The sequence below is a fragment of the Endozoicomonas acroporae genome, assembly GCF_002864045.1.
In the GTDB taxonomy this organism is placed as follows: domain Bacteria; phylum Pseudomonadota; class Gammaproteobacteria; order Pseudomonadales; family Endozoicomonadaceae; genus Endozoicomonas; species Endozoicomonas acroporae.
In genome coordinates, this window is sequence record NZ_PJPV01000044.1 from 44,265 (window position 1) to 60,724 (window position 16,460).

At 49.5% G+C, this 16,460-nt stretch carries 15 protein-coding genes; 9 read left to right on the forward strand and 6 right to left on the reverse strand.

The genetic code is table 11. The features are described from left to right. The first annotated feature begins 109 nt into the window (after positions 1 to 109). Both mltB and CX664_RS27755 read left to right on the forward strand, forming a co-directional pair. Positions 110 to 1,180: a lytic murein transglycosylase B gene (mltB, locus tag CX664_RS06945; protein WP_101746031.1), complete on the forward strand. Its 1,071-nt coding sequence runs from the start codon at positions 110 to 112 to the stop codon at positions 1,178 to 1,180. A 392-nt stretch (positions 1,181 to 1,572) separates the two neighbouring features. Beyond that, positions 1,573 to 2,466 (forward strand): septal ring lytic transglycosylase RlpA family protein, encoded by an 894-nt coding sequence (locus tag CX664_RS27755; protein ID WP_180966403.1) that lies wholly within the window; start codon positions 1,573 to 1,575, stop codon positions 2,464 to 2,466. A 35-nt stretch (positions 2,467 to 2,501) separates the two neighbouring features. Here CX664_RS27755 and CX664_RS06955 read toward each other — a convergent pair whose 3' ends face one another. Continuing rightward, entirely contained in the window at positions 2,502 to 2,909 is a 408-nt protein-coding gene (locus CX664_RS06955; protein WP_163369678.1) for a hypothetical protein, read from the reverse strand. Between the two features lie 267 nt (positions 2,910 to 3,176). Here CX664_RS06955 and CX664_RS06960 point away from each other — a divergent pair, with 267 nt between their 5' ends. The 5 genes from CX664_RS06960 to lipA all read left to right on the forward strand — a co-directional run bounded on the left by CX664_RS06960 (position 3,177) and on the right by lipA (position 7,401). Next, positions 3,177 to 3,644: a GNAT family N-acetyltransferase gene (locus tag CX664_RS06960; protein WP_101746034.1), complete on the forward strand. Its 468-nt coding sequence runs from the start codon at positions 3,177 to 3,179 to the stop codon at positions 3,642 to 3,644. Positions 3,645 to 3,766: 122 nt separating this feature from the next. Beyond that, positions 3,767 to 4,978, forward strand: coding sequence for a D-alanyl-D-alanine carboxypeptidase family protein (locus tag CX664_RS06965; RefSeq protein ID WP_241693405.1), 1,212 nt, complete (start codon positions 3,767 to 3,769; stop codon positions 4,976 to 4,978). Between the two features lie 270 nt (positions 4,979 to 5,248). Next, positions 5,249 to 5,515, forward strand: a complete 267-nt coding sequence (locus CX664_RS06970; RefSeq protein ID WP_101746054.1) for an HP0495 family protein — start codon at positions 5,249 to 5,251, stop codon at positions 5,513 to 5,515. Positions 5,516 to 5,529: 14 nt separating this feature from the next. Then, complete coding sequence (gene lipB / locus CX664_RS06975) at positions 5,530 to 6,237, forward strand: lipoyl(octanoyl) transferase LipB (protein WP_180966404.1); 708 nt, start codon at positions 5,530 to 5,532, stop codon at positions 6,235 to 6,237. A gap of 153 nt (positions 6,238 to 6,390) precedes the next feature. After that, positions 6,391 to 7,401, forward strand: coding sequence for a lipoyl synthase (lipA, locus tag CX664_RS06980; protein WP_101746056.1), 1,011 nt, complete (start codon positions 6,391 to 6,393; stop codon positions 7,399 to 7,401). A gap of 37 nt (positions 7,402 to 7,438) precedes the next feature. Here the strand turns inward: lipA and CX664_RS06985 are convergent, their stop codons facing one another. Further along, positions 7,439 to 10,006, reverse strand: coding sequence for a tetratricopeptide repeat protein (locus CX664_RS06985; protein WP_145999876.1), 2,568 nt, complete (start codon positions 10,004 to 10,006; stop codon positions 7,439 to 7,441). Positions 10,007 to 10,416: 410 nt separating this feature from the next. Between CX664_RS06985 and CX664_RS06990 the strand changes: the two genes are divergently transcribed. Continuing rightward, the gene (locus CX664_RS06990) at positions 10,417 to 11,127 is read left to right on the forward strand and encodes a DUF3581 family protein (protein ID WP_101746037.1); all 711 of its coding nucleotides are present in this window, start codon (positions 10,417 to 10,419) and stop codon (positions 11,125 to 11,127) included. A 265-nt stretch (positions 11,128 to 11,392) separates the two neighbouring features. Continuing rightward, positions 11,393 to 13,234, forward strand: coding sequence for a dihydroxy-acid dehydratase (gene ilvD / locus CX664_RS06995; protein WP_101746038.1), 1,842 nt, complete (start codon positions 11,393 to 11,395; stop codon positions 13,232 to 13,234). A gap of 40 nt (positions 13,235 to 13,274) precedes the next feature. On the opposite strand, the gene CX664_RS07000 is transcribed toward ilvD, so the two are convergent. The 4 genes from CX664_RS07000 to CX664_RS07015 all read right to left on the reverse strand — a co-directional run bounded on the left by CX664_RS07000 (position 13,275) and on the right by CX664_RS07015 (position 16,303). Continuing rightward, positions 13,275 to 13,889, reverse strand: a complete 615-nt coding sequence (locus tag CX664_RS07000) for a LysE family translocator (protein ID WP_101746039.1) — start codon at positions 13,887 to 13,889, stop codon at positions 13,275 to 13,277. Between the two features lie 68 nt (positions 13,890 to 13,957). Continuing rightward, positions 13,958 to 14,395, reverse strand: a complete 438-nt coding sequence (locus CX664_RS07005; protein WP_101746040.1) for a hypothetical protein — start codon at positions 14,393 to 14,395, stop codon at positions 13,958 to 13,960. A gap of 286 nt (positions 14,396 to 14,681) precedes the next feature. Next, a complete protein-coding gene (holA, locus tag CX664_RS07010; RefSeq protein WP_101746041.1) occupies positions 14,682 to 15,731 on the reverse strand; it encodes a DNA polymerase III subunit delta in 1,050 nt (349 codons plus the stop codon). Further along, positions 15,728 to 16,303 (reverse strand): LPS-assembly lipoprotein LptE, encoded by a 576-nt coding sequence (locus tag CX664_RS07015; RefSeq protein WP_101746042.1) that lies wholly within the window; start codon positions 16,301 to 16,303, stop codon positions 15,728 to 15,730. The genes holA and CX664_RS07015 overlap by 4 nt, the downstream gene beginning before the upstream one ends. Positions 16,304 to 16,460: the final 157 nt, after the last annotated feature.

Sequence of the window (16,460 nt, forward strand, 5' to 3'; positions counted from 1 at the left end):
TCAAACCCACTGTCGATTAATGTAGAGGCAGGTTGGGTTATGTATTGTTGTAGTTGTTTTGGTGTTTGTGAGAACCCTGAGTTTGTTATTTTTGAATAGGTACGGATACATGAAAAATTTTCCCGGGGTATTCCGTCGAATGTTTCGTGGTGGCCTGCTGATGGCTGCTGTGGTTGCTACACCTGTCACCTGGGCACTAGCCCAGGAAAATCACGACAGTGACTATCTGGGCAGGCAGGATGTTGATGCTTTTATTGATGAGCTGGTAACTCAACACCGTTTTTCCAGGACAGAGCTTGAGGATATTCTGTCCGGGGCGGAGCGTTCCGAGCGGGCACTGGAGCTGATCAGCCGTCCGGCAGAAGGGACTCTGGAGTGGAAAGACTATCGCAAGATATTTATCACGCCAGAAAGAATAGCGAAGGGTGTCAGCTTCTGGGAAGAAAATGCCGAAACCCTGGCCCGTGTTGAACAGGAGTTGGGGGTGCCAGCCAATATTATTGTGGCGATTATTGGTGTAGAAACCTATTACGGTCGGCAGACCGGTGGCTTTAAAGTGCTGGATGCGCTCACGACGCTGGGCTTTGACTTTCCCCGAAGAGGTGAGTTTTTTCGCAAAGAGCTGAAAAATTTTCTGCTGCTCGCCCGTGAACAGAATCTGGACGTTGATGAACTGACCGGGTCCTATGCCGGAGCCATGGGCATTCCACAATTCATGCCGTCCAGCTACCGTGCCTATGCGGTTGATTATACCGGCGATCAGCAGGCAAATATCTGGCTAAGCGATGAAGATGCCATCGCCAGTGTTGCCAACTATCTGCAAAAACACGGTTGGAAATACGGCAGTGGTGTGGCAGTTCAGGCAAAGGTTTCAGGCGTTAAGCATGAGCAGATCGTCTCTTCAGGATTGAAACCGGACAAAAAACTGAGTCTTGTGCAAAAAGCCGGGTGGGCTGTGCCGAAAATGGTACCGAAATCCTCTAAAGTTCTGGCAATGAAACATGAAGGCAGTGCTGGCGCGGAGTATTGGGTCGGACTGCATAATTTTTATGTTATTACCCGCTACAACCGTAGCCAGATGTATGCCCTTGCCGTTTATCAGTTGTCCAGAGAAGTGAAGGACAGTTATAAACGGTCTCTGGCATTGCAAAAGCAGGTTGCGAAAGGTAAACAGGGGTGATGGTTTTCCCTGGGAGGCTGACCGAGAATAGCGCCCGTCTAGGCGACCCCGTAGCGAGGATGGCAGAAAATTGAGGATAAAAATTCGGTTTTGTGAGGTGAATAGCGGGGCTATTTGCCGAACAAAAGCGGATTTTTAGACCAATTTTCTGCCACCGCACGACTGCATGGATGCAGGAGCTAGAGCAACGCAGGAGCAGTTGCCGTTAGGGCAGTCTATTCTCGGTCAGCCTCCTAGTTTGCTGATCTTTGCTGAAGGCTCACTGTAAGGTGAGCCTTCGGCGGCTTCCCGGTTGATTGATAACGAACCCTCAGGAATATTATTTGTTAACGTTGAAAAGTGTGTTTGATCAAATGGGACGATCTGGAGCCGGTCTCTCAGGCCTGGTATCAATGAAGAAAATCGTGGGAATTAACACCCGGGGGTTCCGGCTGGTGCCGGCCGTCATGCTATCAGCCCTGGTTGGCTGTAGCAGTAGTCCACAGGTTCAGGATGGCCCACCGGCGGATTCCGTTGATATCAGTACCATTCCCGATGCAGTCCCATCGCCGATACAGGTCCCTGTTAAAAATACACCCTATACCCTGGGTGGGATTCACTATCAGCCGATGGCCTCTGCCAATGGTTATGCAGAAAAGGGCGAGGCTTCATGGTATGGCACCAAGTTTCATGGGAAGCAGACGGCCAACGGTGAAATCTATGATATGTTCAAGATGACGGCGGCCCATAAAACATTGCCATTGCCCTCCTATGTCAAGGTCACTAATCTGGAGAATGGTCAGTCGGTGGTGGTGCGGGTCAATGACCGTGGGCCATTTCATGGTGACCGACTGATCGATCTTTCTTATGTTGCGGCAAAAAAGCTGGGGTTTGCTGATTCAGGGCTGGCGAATGTGGCAATAGAAGGCATTGACCCGGAGATCTTTGCCCGTTCTCCCGCCCATGAACGGGATGGAGAGTTGCTCTACCTGCAACTGGCCGCCTTTAAAAACTACCATAATGCGCAGCTATTACGTCGGGATCTCTTTTCCCGGGCGGGAGTCCAGGCGAAAGTGGTCAAGGGGGATGCACCAGAACCGCTGTATCGGGTGAGGATTGGTCCGGTGGAAAGTCCTGATCATCTGGAGGAGTTGCTGGAGGGGTTAAGCTCTGCTGAGTTTGCGTCGCCCTATCTTGTGTATGAAAAGCCTGTCGATGAAAAGTCCATGGGTGATGCGGGAACTTCCGAAAAGATGGTGACTGAAGTAGAGGCAGAACAGTCTGAAAAGGTCGTCAAAGCCCCATAAGATTCGGGCTATGGATAGGATGGATTAACTCTGTCCTATTCTCTATCAACCAGTATTTTCAGCATGCCTTTGATTTCGGCCAGTTCATCTTCTACACGGGTCAGACGGTCTTCAACGCCGGTTAACCTGCCTGAAACACCGATCAATTTCCCTTCTACCCCCGTCAGGCGACCTTCAAAATCCGTCAGATGTTCATCGGTTTGAGTCTGCCACTGTTCCATACTGTTGATGCGCTGAATCAGAGCTTTCATCAGTTCTTCAACATTGATCAGGCGCTCATTCATCCCGCTGCTCTGGCGGGTGAGTTCAAAGACCGTTTGTCGTATGGTGACAATGTCTTCGCTCATTTCCGTCAGTTTGGCGTTCTCTTTTGCTGCTGCCCGAGCTTTGGGTTCATTGATACCGAGCTCAATCAGACACTCGTACAGGTCTTCATTTAACATTGTGTCACTCCCACTGTCCCATGTTTTATCAATCATAGAGTTATTGATTACTGTTACGGTTGAAAGGCATTGCTGGCTCATAGTCGTGTATTCACAGGTAAAAATAGAGGGCGTTTGGCAACCTTGCCCGAATAATTTATTGTCACCGTCAGGCCTTGGGGCGCAGCGTTTGTAGTGTTTTTTTAGCTGCCCTGCTTTCCGTAAGGTCAGGTTTTTCAGTGCTTTGGGGTACAATCATGGTTATAGATTTCTTTGCTATTAATCCTGATGAAAATTGTTAATTTGCAAGACCTGCCCTCATGCATCGAAACGGTTGCGCGTTGGCATTACAGGGAGTGGGGGGCTTTATACCCCGGGAGTGATTTGAGTGACTTTCGGGAGGATATGGAAGCTTCTTTGCTGACCGACCTGATCCCGCAAACCTGGGTGCTTGCAGAGGGAGTGCGTGTCTGGGGATCAGTCAGCATTCTCAAAGAGGATCTGCCAAACTATCCGGAGTTTTCACCATGGCTGGCCAATGTCTATGTGGAACCATCGAAGCGGGGGCATGGCTATGGTCAGCAGCTGGTAAAGGTGGCAATGGGATATGCACGGCAGCAGAACCTGGGTCCGCTATTCCTGTATACTCCGGATCAAGTGAACTTTTATGAGCAGTTGGGTTGGTGTACTTTTCATGAGGATATCTATCATGGGAAAACAATATTCCTTATGACTAATATGCCTGCTCGCGTCTGACTTGACGGAAGATCTGCTGTGTCAATCGATGAATTGTTATCAGTTGTTGTAAGTTGCAGTTAACCTCTAAAGACTTGAACATTATAATGATGAAAATCCATATACTCAGAGCATTTACCTGCATGGGCAAAAGAATTTTATCTTCCCTTTATAAGCTGGTGGCCCCCCACTGGCTGAGAGCGTTGGCCATGACTGGTCTTGTTTTTGCCGGCCAGGCCAGTGCTTATGGACAGATTCCTTCACCACCGGAAGTGTCCCTGAAAAGCTACATTCTGATGGACGCCGCCAGCGGTGAAGTGCTGGCCTCACAGAATCCCGATGAGCCCATGCATCCGGCCAGCCTGACCAAGATGATGACCGCGTATCTGGCTGAAATGGAAATGGCTGCGGGCAACATCCACCGTGATGACCAGGTGCTGGTCAGTGAAAAAGCATGGAGCCTGGGCGGTTCCACTATGTTTATTGAAGTTGGGGAACGGGTAACGGTTGAAGATTTGCTGAAAGGTATCATTATCGTTTCCGGTAATGATGCCAGCGTTGCGGTTGCTGAGCACATCGCTGGCAGCGAGGGAGCCTTTGCCCAGTTGATGACCAGTACCGCCCAGCGGCTTGGCATGAACAACACGCTGTTCCAGAATGCTTCCGGCTGGCCAATAGATGACCATTACTCGACCGCCCGTGACCTGGCCATTCTTGGCAAGCATATCGTTCAGGACTATCCGGAATATTACGGCTGGTATGCTGAGAAGTATTTTCAGTACGGCGTTGATAAAAAAACCGGTAAACCCCTGCGTCGTCAGGCAAACCGTAACCGTCTGCTCTGGACCAACCCCTATGTGGATGGTCTGAAGACCGGGCATATTGAAGACACCGGCTACCATCTGGCAGTAACCTCCCAGCGTGATGACCGCCGTCTGGTTGCGGTGCTGCTGGGCTCCGCCAGTGAGAAGCAGCGTGCGGATGATGCCCAGAAACTACTGACCTATGGCTTCCGCTTCTTTGAAAATGTGGACGTGAAAAAAAGTGGCGAGTCTCTGCAAACCGTTAAGGTCTGGAAAGGGGACATCAGTGAAATTACTGCGGGTATTACCGAAGACCTGATTGTCACTGTGCCCAGGGGAACGGGTAAGAACCTGACCGCCTCTCTGAAGATCGACCCAAAGCTGGAAGCACCCATCAAGAAAGGTCAGACCATCGGTTCAGTGAACGTTATGCTGGAAGATGAACTGGTTCGTGAGGTGCCGCTGATTGCTCAGCAGGCTGTTGAGCCGGGAGGTTTCTTCAAGCGTATCTGGGATAGTATTGTCTTGTTCTTTACCGGGCTGTTTGCATAACCCGGGTTAAAGATAAGCGTGAAAAGCGCTGTATTCCCGGCCAGGGTGCAGCGCTTTTACTGTTTAAGTAGTTGGCCAAATGGAATCGTATATTTCTGGCTAAGTGGGCAGTTACTATGCAAGGCGCAACGTAGGGAGCATAGCCGTAGCTATGTGACCGGAGTTGCAACGCCGCAGAGTGACTGACAACTTAGTCAGAAATATATGATTTCATTTGGTTAACTACTTATAGTCCGACGTACAGTCCGACAATGATGTAGGTAGATGGTTATGAATGAGCCACAGGCCCCGAAAATTGAATTTCCCTGTGATTACCCTATTCGTATCGTAGGGCACTCCGCTCCCGATTATAAAGATTTTGTGCTGCGGGTGGTGGCCAAACACGCACCGGACTTTGATGGCCATGCCAAAATGAAAACCAGCCGAAATGGCAAGTACATGTCAGTGACCGTGGTTATTCATGCCACTGGCGAACCCCAACTGCAGGCGCTCTTTGAAGATTTGAAAGCCAGTGGCCGTATTCAGATGGTTTTGTAATGGACAGGGCTTTGATGGCTGAAAGCACCCAACAGTCTGACGGTATTGAAAATGACCTGATCGTTCGTCATCTCGGGCGAAGAAATTACGAGCCTGTCTGGCAGGCTATGAAAGCCTTTACTGCCAATAGGGATGATCAGACCCGGGATGAATTCTGGGTGGTGGAACATCCCCCGGTTTTCACCCAGGGGCAGGCTGGCAAGCCGGAACATGTTCTTTTCCCGGGAGATATCCCGGTTATTCAGGTGGATCGTGGTGGCCAGGTTACCTATCATGGCCCGGGACAGCTGGTGTTTTACTTCCTGATGGATGTGCGCCGGAAGAAGAGTGGTCCAAGGGCTGTGGTTTCTGCATTGGAAAGTGCCGTCATTGCAATGCTGGCCAGTTATGGTTTAGAGGCACAGAACAGGCCGGATGCGCCGGGTGTTTATGTCAATGGTGCCAAGATTGCATCCCTTGGGCTCCGCTTTCGTAAGATGTGTTCTTACCACGGTTTAAGCCTGAACGTCGATATGGATCTGGAACCGTTTAACCGTATTAATCCCTGTGGTTATCCCGGGCTTAATGTGGTGGATATGGCATCGCTGCTGGGAAATGTCGATATGGAGGAAGTGAGTCGGCGTTTACTGGTATGCTTTCAGAAAGCACTCAGCTACATCAATATTGATGAAAGAACGGCGATTGATGAGCTGTTGACGACAGATAGCGGAGATAACGATTAAGCCGTTTACCAGTCCAGTTAGCAGTAATCCAAAAAAACAGGGGGAGGCATGTCTACTCATTCCGAAAACAGCGGTCTTGAACCGTTTGATAGCCATGAGCCATTAGAAGGTCATGAGCTCGTGAATAGCGGCCTCACCGGAGAAAGCCCACGGATGAAACCGGAAAACATTATTCCTACCGTGCAAATAGACGGTAGCGTCAAAATAGAAAGTGGCACCAAATTTGTCAATGACAAAGGTATCACAGCCATTAAAAATGGCATTAAAGCCAGTGCCGGGGGGCAGCATGCCCCGATGCAGCGGAAACCATCCTGGCTCAGAATAAAAGCAAGTCACGGCACAAAATACAAAGAAGTCAAAAGTACCGTGCATGAGCATAAGCTCAGTACGGTCTGCGAAGAGGCCATGTGCCCGAATATCAACGAGTGCTGGAGCTCTGGTACTGCAACCATCATGTTGATGGGGGATACCTGCACCCGGGCCTGCCGGTTCTGCGCTGTGAATACCGGGAATCCCAAAGGGTGGCTGGATCATGATGAACCAGAGCACACCGCTAACTCGGTCAAGCTGATGAATCTGAAATATCTGGTGCTGACCTCGGTGAACCGGGATGACCTGCCGGATGGTGGAGCCGGACATTACGCTGCGGTGGTTCGCCGGGTTAAAGAAGAAAACCCGGATACAGATGTAGAGGTTCTGACACCTGATTTTCTCGGTGTCATGTCCCACGTTGAAAAGGTTGTTGATAGCCCCATAGCGGTCTTTGCCCAGAATGTAGAAACCGTGCGCCGACTGACTCACCCCGTGCGTGATCCCAGGGCCAGTTACGAGCAGACACTGGCTGTGCTGGAGCATGCCAAGAAATACCGTCCTGATGTCCTGACGAAAACCAGCCTGATGCTAGGGCTCGGTGAAACCGATGATGAGATTCTGGAAGCCATGGATGATCTGAGAGCCATTAATGTGGATATTGTTACCTTTGGCCAGTACCTGCAGCCAACGGTTAACCATCTTCCCATTGAGCGTTATGTGACGCCGGAAGAGTTTGAAAAATATCGGCAATGGGGATTGGCAAAAGGGTTTCTTGAAGTCGTATCCGGTGCGCTGGTGCGATCCAGTTATCGTGCGGAGCAAGTCTTACAGAAGAACAACGTTGGTCTTTGATACGAATGGGGGGGAGGCAATCTCCCCATCTTTGACGCTATTGCTCTGCGGCCAGTTTTTTCCTTAGTCTTTGAATATCGCCTAACGGGGTTTTTTTTGCGATGCGATGAAGTAACGAGGGTTCGTTTTTTAATCGAATTCTCCAACTATTAAACTCATTGGCTGTGCTATAAAACTCCCCCGACTTTTGTTTGAGCCTGTTTTTCTCTTTTTGGTCATCACAATCTGTTGCCATATCACCATGTATGTGGCCAATAAGGGATAAAAAAGAACCGGTGACAAATGTCAGTGACAGGCTATGTTCAAATTCGGCTAAATGATGCCTGGCTATAGCGCAGGGCTGAATGATCCACTGAGCCTTATAGTCGGCTAAATTCTGGTCACAAGGGTGGAGGCAGCATAGCCATCCCAGCGCTTTATCAATAATCAGTTTTCGAATGGCCAGTTGGTTTTTTGCAATGTCGTCAGATAATAAAACCGTGTCGCAAGCCTTCCGGTCCAGGCCGTAATCAGTTAATGTTTTGCCGGATTGAGCCAGTATATTTAACTCACCGGACTTCTGTTCTTGTTTGGCTGACGCATTGAAGGCTTCCAGATGTTCAGATCCTTTTGCTATCACTCTGAGGCTCCATAAATCCATGTGAGCAAAGCTTGCCTGTTGTATTGTGAGCTGGGTTTCCTGACAGAATTGTTCTAATGCGGCTCGAGCCTGTTCAAAGTCGCTGTTGTGCAATAACTGTGTAACGGAGAGGCTGATGTAGGACAGCCGGATTCGAGGGATTGATTTAATGCTTTTCCCTTGAATGGGTTTTTCTTTGATGCTTGTGGAGCACACAGGGCTGGTGTTGATAGAACATTGATCTTCGCCAGGGCTTTGTTTTTGATCTTTCAGGTCTCTGGGTAAACTTCCCTGAAATCTTTTTTTACCCTGTATTTTTGTGGTTTTCTCTTTTCTGGTGGAGCCTGGACGGCGTCGTTGTTTTCTGGATCCCTTTTTTTCGTCAGATGTCGCTTCCAGCGCGAGTGGTTTTGTTTCGGAGAGTTCCAGTTCATCGATAATTCCCTGAATATATAATGATACGTCTTTGGCATCGATAAAATCATAGTGCTCTATAGCCCTCTGCAAGAGGATAATAACTTCCTCTATTGAACCGAGATCATTCTTGCTGTTCTTGATCAGCAGCAAAGCCAGTTGCAGGTTGGCCGCACTGATACCTTGTTGTATGGCCAGTCTGGAATGGTGAATGGCTTCTTCTAATCGGTTGCTTTGCTCATACACCTTACTGAGTAACCATCGGGCTTCAGGGGCCCGGGATTTTAACAGCTCACTTTCTGCTTTTTGAGGTTCGTTTTTCAGGTAGTACAAAACTGCGGATAAATAGAGCCTGCTGTCTTTGTTGGGGATATCGATAAGGTGGAAGGTATCTGGACTGATCAGAAAATTACAAATAGTATTCAAAACTGGCAGGTGTATTTCTGTTGATGCAATTTCCTGTATTAAAGGTGATACTTTTTTCTTGAATTCGGGGATCTGGAGGAAACGGATGAGCTGTTCCAATGCTGACAGGCTAATGTCCGGTGAGTTATATGCCAGCTGACCATTTTCACCAAACCGAAACACGTAGAATAATAACGAATTCGGGTTTAAATCAGGAATGTCTGTTGAATCGGGAATGATAGCAAGATTACTGCATTTTACTTTATTAACCAAATTGAGCGCAGACCCACACAATTCTGTGATAGTTAAATTTTTTGCGAGCCGTTGTTGCGTGTCTTGATCTTTTTTAAATAATTCGGAGTCATGAATAAATTTAATGACATTGGTTTTTATAGTTTCAGTATCTCTAAAAAAAAGTATGTATTTTAATGAGTTGGTAATACTTGTGATGATAAATGTGGGCAGTAAGTCTTCATCAAAAGGCTCCATTTTCTGACTCTCTAGATCGCAGCAAATGACTCTATGATTAATTTTTGCAAGTGGTATATTGGCCATTTTGTCATTTTCGAAAAAGGATAAAATCCGTTTGCTGATTAAAATATAGTTGGCTGATTCTATTTCACGTTTAGAGTTTTTTGTCCACTGTAACCAAATAGCCATTAAGAAAAGGTCCTGAATTTGCTCAGGATCGGAAGGCATGCAGCTCAGTAAAAAATCAATAGTGTGATTTTCAAACTGTTCAAGATCATCCGCTATGTTTAATAAGCTCTTTGGCAAACTCTCTGGTCTGCATTCCACGACTTCCTGTAGCTCCCAGAATTTCACATAAGTAGCCTGGAACTGGTCCAGAAGATGAGAGAGTGTTTCTGCTGATGGTGTTTGAAAATATCGTTTTTCTCTTTCTAAAGTGACATTGTTCCCTCGATGACACAGCTTTTTTTTCGTTTCCAGTTGTGCTTTCGTGTACTGAACAACCTGATGTTCAGTTGCTTTGACAGATCGGTTACGTAGATCCAGTGGTTCCTGTGTTTGCCCCTCTTTTGGCAGATGTGCCTTCAAAGTCGTTATCGCTTCAGTTAACGCTAATGCTTCCAGAAATGCCCCGTGATCGTTTGAGGTTTGAGGGACAAACGGTAGATGAGGGGAGAGGTTATAAGAGTTTGCCATCGGTTTGGGTCTAGCGTCAGGGGTTGAATTGCAGTTGAACTGTATGTTTAGACCACGGCAATAACGTTAAGTTCGGTAATGATGCTTTAAACAAAAAGCTACGATTTACTGGTAGGCTTCAGGGGGCTACTCACTTAAGATGTGTTTCCTGAAACTACGGCCTTCGCAATGCTTGCTTGATATTCATAAGTAGTTGGTCAACCACTTATGGTAAGGTGTTTGCTATTGCTCTTATGCCTCTGAGTAATAGCCGCTTTCCCGTCCCTACTGTTCTGTGGGCCAGAGCAGGGTAGAATATTCGCTGTTTTACCATGGGTATTTGTCACTAATGACTGAACATCCGATAGCCAGCGGCATTGAGTGCCGCCTGACTGAAGGGATGACTGCGGCAGGAATTCAGCTTTAACACTATGTTTATTGATCAATACTGTACCTCTCTGGCAGACAACCGCTTTTCCTTTACCCGCGAACAGGCCAGCCAGTTTGCGAAGCGCATTGCCAATGATTTTAACCCTCTGCATGATGTGGATAACTCCCGCTTCTGCGTTCCGGGTGATCTGCTATTTGCCAAAATCCTGCTGAGCGAAGGCCTGTATAGCGATATGCGTGTCACTTTCAATGGTATGGTCACCGACGGTGTTGAGCTGGAAATCTGTACCAACGATAAAGGGCATAAGAGCATTTATGATCTTTCCGGCAAGCTGTATCTGGATATTGAGCGCCACGGAGCCTGCAGCCACGATACGTTGATGATTGAGCAGCTGGTGCGCAGTTATGTGGCTTTCTCCGGTGAGAGTTTCCCCAATGTCTTTGTGCCGCTGATGAAATCCCATGGGGTAATGATCAATGCCGTCAAACCGCTGGTCATCTACGACAGCATGACCTTGAAAATGGCCCGTGTTGACCTGGTAAATCCGCACCTGGAAGCAGCAGGCGCGACTCTGGACGTTAATGGCAAGCGCGGTAAGGTAACGCTTAACTTTGTTTACCGTGAAAATGGCGATGTGGTGGGCATGGGGGAGAAAACCATGATTCTCTCCGGCTTGCGGCCCTATGACCAGGAAGCCATTGATATCATGATTGAAAAGCACAGCGCCCGGCAGCACCAGTTTGCCGGCTGAGCGTCTTTTTTTAATGGCCACTTTTCAATGATTACGTCTTATTTTCTGTGATGACTTTGAAGCGTGGATTCGATTCCGGTTTTTCTAGTGGTATTGCCACATAGTCAGACAAATCGCCTGAATTTTGATATTCTAACCGGCCGCCATCGGATGGTGATGAAAAACCCGTCAGCAATGGAGTGCAGTGGCTTTCTAAACGTTACCGGGTACAGACGAAGCAAGAATAAAACCATTTGCCATTGACCGTTAGTAGAGGGACTGTTTCATGCCAGCCTATCGCTCCAGAACATCCACCCATGGCCGTAATATGGCCGGAGCCCGTGCGCTATGGCGGGCAACAGGTATGAACGATGGGGATTTCAACAAACCCATTATTGCTGTCGCTAACTCATTTACCCAGTTCGTGCCTGGCCATGTTCATTTGCAGGACATGGGGCAACTGGTTTGCCGTGAAATTGAGCAGCATGGCGGTGTGGCGAAAGAGTTCAACACCATTGCCGTGGATGATGGCATTGCCATGGGGCACGATGGCATGCTCTATTCCCTGCCCAGCCGGGACATCATCGCTGACTCTGTGGAATATATGGTCAATGCCCACACAGCCGATGCGCTGGTCTGTATTTCCAACTGTGACAAAATCACCCCGGGTATGTTGATGGCGGCCATGCGCCTGAATATCCCGGTGGTTTTTGTGTCAGGTGGGCCAATGGAAGCGGGTAAAACCAAACTGTCACAACATGGGCTTGACCTGGTTGATGCCATGGTGATCGCCGCTTCAGATGCCGATGATGAAACCGTTGCCGAGTATGAGCGTTCAGCCTGTCCAACCTGTGGTTCCTGCTCAGGGATGTTTACCGCCAACTCCATGAATTGTCTGACGGAAGCGCTGGGTCTTTCCCTGCCGGGCAATGGTTCCATGCTGGCTACTCATGCTGACCGTGAGCAGCTGTTTCTGGAAGCAGCTCGCCGTATTGTTGACATCACCCGGCGTTATTATGAACACGACGATGAGAGTGTACTGCCCAGATCCATTGCCAGTTTCAAGGCGTTTGAAAATGCCATGAGTCTGGACATCGCCATGGGTGGATCGACCAATACCATCCTGCATCTGCTGGCGGCTGCCCAGGAAGGTGGCATACCTTTCGATATGCGTAATATTGACGAGTTATCCCGTCGGATTCCCCAGTTATGCAAAGTGGCACCCAACACCCCGAAATACCATATGGAGGATGTGCACCGGGCGGGTGGGGTGATGGGTATCCTTGGTGAGCTGGATCGTGCCGGATTATTGCACAATGATATTCCCATGGTGCACAGCGCCACCGTCAGTGAAGCCCTGTCCCGTTGGGATATTATCCAAACCCGTGATGAGTCGGTAACAACGTTCTTTAAGGCCGGTCCTGCCGGTATTCGTACGACAGAAGCCTTCAGTCAGGATTATCGCTGGGAGACACTGGATGATGACCGGGCAGAAGGCTGTATTCGCTCACTGGAACATGCTTTCAGTACTGAAGGGGGGCTTGCAGTGCTTTATGGCAACATTGCCGCCGATGGCTGTGTCGTCAAAACCTCGGGTGTTGATGATGATAACCTGGTCTTCGAAGGTCCGGCCCATATCTGTGAAAGTCAGGAGGACGCGGTCAACGCTATTCTGGAAGACCGGGTGCAGCCGGGAGAGGTGGTGATTGTTCGCTACGAAGGGCCAAAAGGTGGGCCGGGTATGCAGGAAATGCTCTACCCCACCAGTTATCTGAAATCGAAAGGACTGGGTAAGGCCTGTGCGCTGCTGACGGATGGACGCTTTTCCGGGGGGACTTCCGGACTCTCCATTGGTCATGCTTCTCCTGAGGCCGCATCCGGTGGTGCTATTGGTCTGGTGGAAAATGGGGATATCATTCGGATAGATATTCCCAGCCGAAGCATTAATGTCCAGTTGACCGAAGACCAGCTGGCCGTCAGACGGGCAGCCATGGAGGCCCGGGGGAAAGCTGCCTGGCAGCCGGTTAAGCCCAGGCCAAGAAGGGTCTCCACGGCGCTTAAAGCTTATGCCCGTATGGTCACCAGTGCAGATAAGGGTGCCGTTCGGGATTTGAGCCTTTTTGACTGATCACTTGGTCAGAAAAATAGGATTCCATCTGGTTAACTACTTACATACACACAATACGAAGAGCCACCAGAATCAGCAGGATGCCACACAGCCGGTTGATCAGCGTGGCTCTTTTTCGTAGCGCTGGCAGCACTTTGCCATGGCCTGCTACTGAGGCAACCAGGCAATACCAGACGCCATCGCAGAGTGTGGCAATGGATGCCATCAGTATCTGAGTCATTACCGTGGAATCAGGCGTTACAAACTGGCTGAACAGCGCCAGGAAAAATACGGCAATCTTGGGGTTCAGGAAAGAGACCAGAAAGCCGTCAATTGCCGCCTGTTTCAGGCTCAGCTGTTGCTGTAACTGATGCTGGTCGTTAATTAATGAGGATGCACAGGTAATGGCCTTATACCCCATCCAGGCCAGATAGGCAGAACCGGCATAGGTAATGAATTTATAGAGCCAGGGCGTTTCAGTAATCACAACACCGATACCCGCCGCCACCAGAAAAGCATAAATGCCAATCCCCAGGGCATGGGAAATCGAGGTAACCAGCCCATGGAGCCTGGAACCCTGCACGGTACTTTTCATGACGGCCGCCAGACTTGGGCCCGGTGAGATGGTGCCAAGCGCACAAATGGCCAGAATGGATAACCAGGATGATGCTGTCATTGCACTACTACTTTTGTGTGTTGTGATGTTGTATTGGCTGCGAAGTATAGTGCTTTGCCAGCGATCTTTTAATTAACTTTGCTGGTTCTGTCCGGTTTGGCAAGGACATCCCTGGCTTTTTCCAGCGCGGCATACTCATCAATAAACCAGCCGACACAGCGTTCAGTGCTAATCGGCACCCCTGACTCATTAATGGGCTGATAAACGATCCACCACCGCTCTTCTGGCCGGGGGTCGTTGTATACAAAGACATATTTCATATCGCCCCGGTCAGTAATGGAGACCATTACCTTATCGTAGGGGGTATACGGACACACGTCTTCCATCAAAAACACATAAGTAGGCCTGCCCTGATTGAACTCAATGTACTGAAACTCCTTTATCCGGCGAAAGGTATCCAGTGCCTTTTCAATATCCGAATTCATCAGGTAGCCGGGAATATTGTTGTTATCCCACCAGAATTTGCCGTCCAGTGATGGCTTTTTAACAAGAAAAGATCTGTTCATACTGCATAGTCCCTTAAACATTGTTTTAACTTTTAGACCGTGCGTACCAGATTAGGTTCCATGTCATGTTCGCCGACAGCTCCTAGTGCATGGTTTCAATAAGTTTGACGTGCACAATCTCCGTTCACCCTGAGCGGAGTCGAAGGGTGCTTGGCACGATCTATCAGAGTCCGGAGTTTCCGCCTTTAGGCCCTATGGGTCCTTCGACAGGCTCAGGACGAACGGAGTGCGGAGGCACGACAACCCGTCAAACTCATTGAAATCATTTACTAGCTACTTTCTGGAGTCAGTTGATGACCTGAATGGGGGGTAAACCTGCCAGATTCAGGGTCAGGGTCAGCAGTTTATCCCAGGCGTTACCTTTCTCTAACCCTTTGATACAACGATCAATCTTTCCTGTATCCAGCAGCATCTGACGCAGGTTTCGCTCGCTGCTCCGGCGAATGGCCTTTTCCAGCAATGCTGTCCTGCGCTTGAGCATAAATGGCACGAACCCCAGCGCCTTAGCGGATTGTTCAATGGCCAGATCCCTTGCCATCCCCCGGGATAGCTGTCGGCTGAGATGGCTAAGCAGGCGTATCTCCCTGGCCAGAGCCCAGAGAATGATCGGAGGCTCAATGCCTTCACCTTTCAGAATGCCCAGGATGCGCACACACTGCTTGATATTGCCTTCCAGGGCGCTGTCCAGCAGTTGGAACACATCATATCGGGCACTGTCCGACACCGCTTCTCGCACAGTAGCTTCATCAATGGTTTTGTCCCTGGCCAGAAGCTTGAGCTTTTCCAGTTCCTGGGATGCCGCCAGAAGATTCCCCTCCACACGCTCGGCAATCAGGCTCAGGGCATCCGGGGTTGCCCGGTAGCCATCCACTTTAAGCTGTTGAGCAAGCCAGCCTGGTAGCTGTCCGGATTCGATTGGCCAGATGGGAATAAATACTCCGGCCTGTTCCAGCGCCTTGAACCATTTTGATTTTTGCAGGGTATTATCCAGACGATCCGTGATCAGCAGCAGCAGATTGTCCGGTGAGGGGTGGCTGAGGTATTCCAGCAGCGCTTTACTGCCTGCATCTCCGGGCTTGCCATTGGGTATTCGCAGCTCAAGAATCTGCTTCTGGGCAAACAGCGACAGGCTGTTGGCCGTGCTGAGGAAATCCGCCCAGTCAAAGCCGTTTTCAACATGATAAACATGGCGCTCGGAAAACCCTGCGTTCCTGGCATATTGGCGGATCTGATCACAGCACCGGGCAACCTGAAGCGGTTCATCACCACTGACGATGTAGACAGGTACCAGCTGTTTCTTCAGCTGTGCGCCCAGTTGGTCAATACGAAGCTTCAAGGCAGAGGGTTCCGGTTGGATTCAGTGCTTTCCATCTGGGCTTGCGCCGCAGCCCTGGCTTGTTCAGCGGCCGCTGACAGCTCAGCCTCAGACAGGCTGTGAATCCGGCGCAGGGTTGTGGCAACCAGCTCCTGCTGTAGCTCAGAAAGGATAACCCCTTGTTCTGATTCCGCCGCATTTGGCGCATCCTGGTTCAGGGTGATGTAGCGTTCACGGGTTAACTGAACCGGAGCGCCCAGAGGCAGGCCAGAGGCGGTTTGTAACTGATAGACCACCTGCATGGTAATTCTCTGCTCAAAATAGCCGGCACTGGCAACGGTCTGCTGGTCGGTATCACGTTCAACGCGGATGATGTTGATGCGCCATGGAGCCACCTCGCTGATATTGATGCCACTGCGTTCCATGGCTCTGGAGAGGGAGCGTATATAGACAGGATCATTGCCGGTGATGGACAGTTGGCTGACTTCACTGGCAGTACTCATTGCGCCTCTCAGATGGAAACCACAGGCCGTTAACAGGCTGGTTAACAGCAGCAAAGTCAGCGTGCTCACTGAACGAAAGGGGTAGGTCATGATCTCTCCAGCAATGATGCTTCAAGTGTCCAAATTCGACCTGTAACTCTACCATGACGGCGGTAGGCAGAAAAAAGAAAATTATTGCGATTGTGGGCCGCTTACTGATGGAAGTCAGCATAAATTCAGTGGCAATCAGGACATTTATATTCAAGCC